At 36.7% G+C, this 4,860-nt stretch carries 8 protein-coding genes and 1 pseudogene; all 9 read left to right on the top strand.

The annotated features are described in order from the left end of the window. Window positions 1-486 (top strand): annotated as a pseudogene (locus A194_RS18680) (stage III sporulation protein AA); the annotation flags it as partial. Beyond that, window positions 422-934, top strand: a complete 513-nt coding sequence (gene spoIIIAB, locus A194_RS0114650) for a stage III sporulation protein SpoIIIAB (protein ID WP_029425345.1) — start codon at window positions 422-424, stop codon at window positions 932-934. The pseudogene A194_RS18680 and the gene spoIIIAB, both read left to right, overlap by 65 nt. A gap of 13 nt (window positions 935-947) precedes the next feature. Then, window positions 948-1,157: a stage III sporulation protein AC gene (spoIIIAC, locus tag A194_RS0114645; protein WP_017187553.1), complete on the top strand. Its 210-nt coding sequence runs from the start codon at window positions 948-950 to the stop codon at window positions 1,155-1,157. 13 nt (window positions 1,158-1,170) lie between these two features. Then, complete coding sequence (spoIIIAD, locus tag A194_RS0114640; protein ID WP_017187552.1) at window positions 1,171-1,560, top strand: stage III sporulation protein AD; 390 nt, start codon at window positions 1,171-1,173, stop codon at window positions 1,558-1,560. A 19-nt stretch (window positions 1,561-1,579) separates the two neighbouring features. Then, window positions 1,580-1,861 carry a hypothetical protein gene (locus A194_RS19530; RefSeq protein WP_017187551.1) on the top strand — a complete coding sequence of 94 codons (282 nt, stop codon included), beginning with the start codon at window positions 1,580-1,582 and terminating at the stop codon, window positions 1,859-1,861. Between the two features lie 11 nt (window positions 1,862-1,872). Continuing rightward, window positions 1,873-2,757, top strand: coding sequence for a stage III sporulation protein AE (gene spoIIIAE / locus A194_RS18675; RefSeq protein ID WP_017187550.1), 885 nt, complete (start codon window positions 1,873-1,875; stop codon window positions 2,755-2,757). A 128-nt stretch (window positions 2,758-2,885) separates the two neighbouring features. Further along, window positions 2,886-3,479: a stage III sporulation protein AF gene (spoIIIAF, locus tag A194_RS18670; RefSeq protein ID WP_017187549.1), complete on the top strand. Its 594-nt coding sequence runs from the start codon at window positions 2,886-2,888 to the stop codon at window positions 3,477-3,479. Between the two features lie 4 nt (window positions 3,480-3,483). Continuing rightward, window positions 3,484-4,107: a stage III sporulation protein AG gene (gene spoIIIAG, locus A194_RS0114625; protein ID WP_017187548.1), complete on the top strand. Its 624-nt coding sequence runs from the start codon at window positions 3,484-3,486 to the stop codon at window positions 4,105-4,107. A gap of 1 nt (window position 4,108) precedes the next feature. Beyond that, window positions 4,109-4,744, top strand: a complete 636-nt coding sequence (locus A194_RS0114620) for a SpoIIIAH-like family protein (protein ID WP_017187547.1) — start codon at window positions 4,109-4,111, stop codon at window positions 4,742-4,744. Window positions 4,745-4,860: the final 116 nt, after the last annotated feature.

Here is a 4,860-nt window from a genome sequence, read left to right as displayed (position 1 = left end):
TTAAAGCCTTCTAGAGTCGCATTAGTCGATGAGCGATCAGAAATAGCTGCTTCTTATAACGGTGTACCGCAACATGATGTAGGGAAGCGAACGGACGTTATGTCAGATTGCCCAAAAGCTGAAGGTATGATGATGATGGTACGTTCAATGTCTCCAGAAGTATTAGCAGTTGATGAAATCGGAAGGGAAGAGGATGTCGTAAGCTTACTAGAAGCTACTCATACTGGTGTTCAAGTCATTTGTAGTGTACACGGTTACTCAATTGACGATATGAAAAGAAGGCCGAACCTTGCCCCATTAATAGAAGACGAAGTATTTAACCGCTATATCGTATTAAGCCCTCATCCGAAACCAGGCCATGTACTTGGTGTGTATAACGAACGCTTTGAACAATTATCAACAAACGTTAGGGGAATGACAAATGAAGTGGATCGGAGCGATCATGATTCTGTTCACGTGCACGTGGGTCGGAATCGATATAGCTAGAAACTATACTAAAAGGCCAAAGCAGATCCGAGAATTATTACAAGCGCTTCAAATAATGGAAGCAGAAATTGTATATGCTCAAGAGCCTATTCACCGAGTGCTTTCGTATGTTTCTAAACAGTTATCTCCCCCTGTTTCATATATATTTCATGATTTGTCAGAACAATTAATGGTAGGAGATGCGTCCTTACAAAGTTTATGGGAAGACGTGGTGAGTAAACAATGGCGTCAGACAGCGATGAAAGCAAAGGAGAGGGAAATTGTATTGCAGTTTGGCCAATCACTAGGTCTGCACAACATAGAACAACAACAAAAGCAAATTCAATTAGCGAAAGTCCATTTACAGCATGAATTAGAAGCTGCGTTGGAGGATGAGAAGCGGTTTTCAGGAATGTTTAGAACTTTGGGTGTTTTATCAGGACTGTTATTTGTATTGATATTTATTTAAGGGGGCGAGTCCTATGATTGATATATATTTACTATTTCAAGTTGCTGGTATCGGAATTATTATAGCTATGCTTCATACTATTTTAAAGCAAATGGGAAAAGAAGATATGGCGCACTGGGTAACGTTAATAGGTTTTATTATCGTCTTAGTAATAGTAGTTGACTATTTATCACGATTATTTACACAAATTAGGTCTGTATTTATGTTCCAAATGTTAATGTAAAGGGTCGAAGAATATGCCTTTCCTCCAAATGCTATCCGTTATTATAGTTGCGGCAATATTAATCATTGTTGTTCGAGAGAAAAATCATTCTATTGGTTTCTTATTAACATTATTAACAGGTACATTAGTATTTTTCTTTATATTAAATCAAATCGGTGAGTTAATTTCTGTGTTTCAGCAAGTCACTTCACGTATGAATGTTTCACTCCTTCATCTAGATACGATCTTCAAAGTTATTGGTGTGGCATACATAACAGAATTCGCCTCACAAGTATTAAGGGATGCAAATTTAGCTTCAATCGCTATAAAAGTAGAGATTGTAGGGAAGTTGTTTATATTACTTATAGCCCTGCCTATATTTATTACAGTTATAGAAACCTTGCTATCATTTATCCCTCAATAGACCTAGAAGGAGATGTGAAATGAATAAATTTATAATATCCTTCGTAGTTGTTGTGATCGTTTTTATTGGTTGGAATGGATCTATTACACATGCTGAAGAGACTCCTGAAGATGAACAAATTCTAGAAGAGCTTGATGAACTTTTCGAAAGTGAAGACTTAGAACGACAGTGGCAAGATATATTAAATGAATATAGAGACTTTATGCCTCTAAATCAAACGGATAGTTGGCGAGACATCATTAGTGATGGTTCTATCTTTTCACCTACAGACTGGTTAAGTGGCATAACAGCTTTTTTTTAAATGAATGGGTTGTGAATGGTAAGACGTTAGGAATGTTGATCTTCTTAACTTTGTTAAGTGTCTTTCTTAAAGTATTAATCCATTCTTTTGAAAATCAATCGGTGGCTAAAGTGAGTTATCTCGTAATCTTTGGTGTGTTAATGACAATTGCGGTAGCTAGTTTTCATCAAGCTGTTACGTATACAGTTGATGCGATAGAAGCAATGAGCCATTTTATGTTATCGTTACTACCTTTATTTTTAAGTATGATGGCAGCGTTCGGTAATATTGCAACAGTCGCCTTTTTTAATCCTTTTATTTTATTTTTTACACAAGTTAGTGGTTTCTTTGTTTCTGCGATTATAGTGCCGTTATTTTTCTTGTCTGCTATTTTGCACATCGCAAGTGAAGTGAATGAAGAATATAACGTATCACAGCTTGCAAATTTGTTAAGACAAGTAGCTTTTATATTAATGGGTGGTTTTTTAACAGTTTTCTTAACTGTCATGTCTCTACAAGGTGCTAACACAGCAGTAGCGGATGGTGTTGCGGTAAGAGCTGCAAAGTTTGTTACGAGTAATTTCATTCCGGTAATTGGAAGAATGTTTACTGAGGCAACAGACACAGTGTTATCGGCATCTCTATTAATTAAAAATGGTGTAGGCTTAGCCGGGATTGTTGTCATATTAATCATTACGTTGTTTCCCGTTTTAAAGGTACTCGTTTTAGGATTAATTTTCCGTGTATCTGCTGCATTGTTACAGCCTGTAGCCGATGGACCTATTGTCAATATGATTGACTGGATGGGAAAGCACATTTTATATATTATGTTAGCTTTGTTAATGGTTTCGATCATGTTTTTCTTCTCTTTAGTCATGCTTGTCATTATCGGTAACATGTCACTCATGATCAGATAGATTTATAACCCTTGAAATAAATTCTGTTTCAAGGGGTTTATATTTCTGAACTTATACGTAATAAATAAGGACAACCCTTTCATATAATGTAATACGAATTCTATTAGTCGTTGTAAGGGAGGGAAATTATGTCCTTTTTAATAGATTGGATCTCGCAAATTGTTCTATTTATCTTTTTAGCAACTCTTATATCTCTCCTAATTCCTAAAACCTCTCATGAGAAAGTAATCAAAGTTGTCTTCGGAATGATTATATTTCTATTATTTTTACACCCTTTATCAGCGTTGTTTCAAGTCAATCCAGAGACGATTATGTCAGAATTTGACCTACCAGAGCTATCTATTACACCAGAGGAAATGGAGATTGAAATTTCTAATAAAAAAAGTGAAATACAAGCCTCATCTGATGCATATATATTAGAACAGTTAGAGCAAAGTATTAAATCTTCAGTAGAAGAGGAGTTGATCCAACAATATGATATAGCTATTCAAGAAGTTTTCGTACAATTAGATGACTCAAATGATGGTCAAGAATTAGATGAAATTATTGAACAAGTGACGTTTCATCTAACAGAGGGGAACGTTGTTCAGGAGGTGGAAGTCATTCAAATACCTGCTGAACAGTCTGAAGATGGAGAGGACTTAGATCAAATTAAGCGGACAATTTCCTCCTTCTTAGGTTTACCTGTCGACTCAATTATTATCGAGTGGGAAGGAGAATAACCAGATGAATTTAAAGTCTTTATTTCGACTAAAAGATGACACAGACCGTCCTACTAAACGTTCTTATATTTTAGTTATAGGGTTAGTTGGTCTGATGTTCCTAATTGTTTCTAATATTTTTACTGGACAAACTGATGAGCAAGAACCTTCGTTTGATGAAGAGCAAGAAGTGTTTTTAGGAAATGGAGAAAATGAACAAGCCTCAGCAGGGGATCACGATATTGCTGGCATACAAGAAGCGATGCAAGATGAATTAGCAAGAGCACTTGAAGCAATCTATGGTGTCTCGAACGTAGAAGTAACTTTACAGCTTGACTCATCTTCTCTACATGTCTATGAAAAAAATACAATCACAGGTTACCAATCGACCGATGAAACCGATCAAAGTGGAGGTACTAGACAGGTAGAGGATGAAACAATCGAAGAGCAAACAGTTCTATATCGAGACAACAACAGTGAACAACCGTTATTAATACAAACGGAAAGCCCTGCTGTTCGAGGAGTATTAATAGTTGCGGAGGGGGTCGATCAAATTCAAGTCAAACAAATGGTAATTGATTCAGTATCAAGATTATTAGATGTATCAACACATCGCATAGCTGTGATGCCAAAAGGTGAGGAGGAATAGTATGGTATTAAGGAAACAAACAGTTTGGTTAATTACGATGTTAAGTTTACTAATTGTATTGAGTGTGTATTATATGATGTCTCCAGGAGGTGAGCAAGTTGCTCTAATACCTGATCAGGACGAAGAGCAGACAGAGGAAAACTTAGATGGTGATGACGGTGCAGCAGGTGATGATGAAGCACCAGGAGATGATGCGACTGAACCAGAAGAAGGCACTGAAGATGGTGAGGCAGGAGAAACATCAGGTCTAGGCGTTGACTTAAATATGGACGAGTTATCAGCGGATGAGTTATTTACAACGATTCGTTTAGAGACAGAAGATGCAAGAAGTGAATTGAGAGAGCAATTATCTTCTATTGTAGCTTCTGCTTCAGCTACTACTGATGAGAAAAATGAAGCAATGGAAGAAATGTATGCTTTACAAACAGTTGCTCAAAAAGAATCAATTCTTGAGCAGATGATCCAGCAAGAAAAGGAATTCCGTGACGTACTGGTTCGCCACGATGAAGATGTTGTCAACATTACAGTAATTACAACGGATCTATCACCAACGGATGCGAATCACCTTATGCAAATGGCACGTGATGAGTTCGGTGATTATGAAGTGACTGTAAGAGTTCAAGAAGATGAAGCATAATCAAAGAGGTTGGGACAGAACTAATTATTAATACACAAACCCGAACGAAATCATATTTGACTTCGTTCGGGTTTGATTTTTAATTACCGCTTCATCAAAACGCTCCGCTTTTATCC

Source organism: Alkalibacillus haloalkaliphilus C5 (genome assembly GCF_000269905.1).
Taxonomy (GTDB): domain Bacteria; phylum Bacillota; class Bacilli; order Bacillales; family Alkalibacillaceae; genus Alkalibacillus; species Alkalibacillus haloalkaliphilus_A.
The sequence above is the reverse complement of the archived record's forward strand: the minus strand, read 5'-3'. Positions and strand labels throughout refer to the sequence as shown.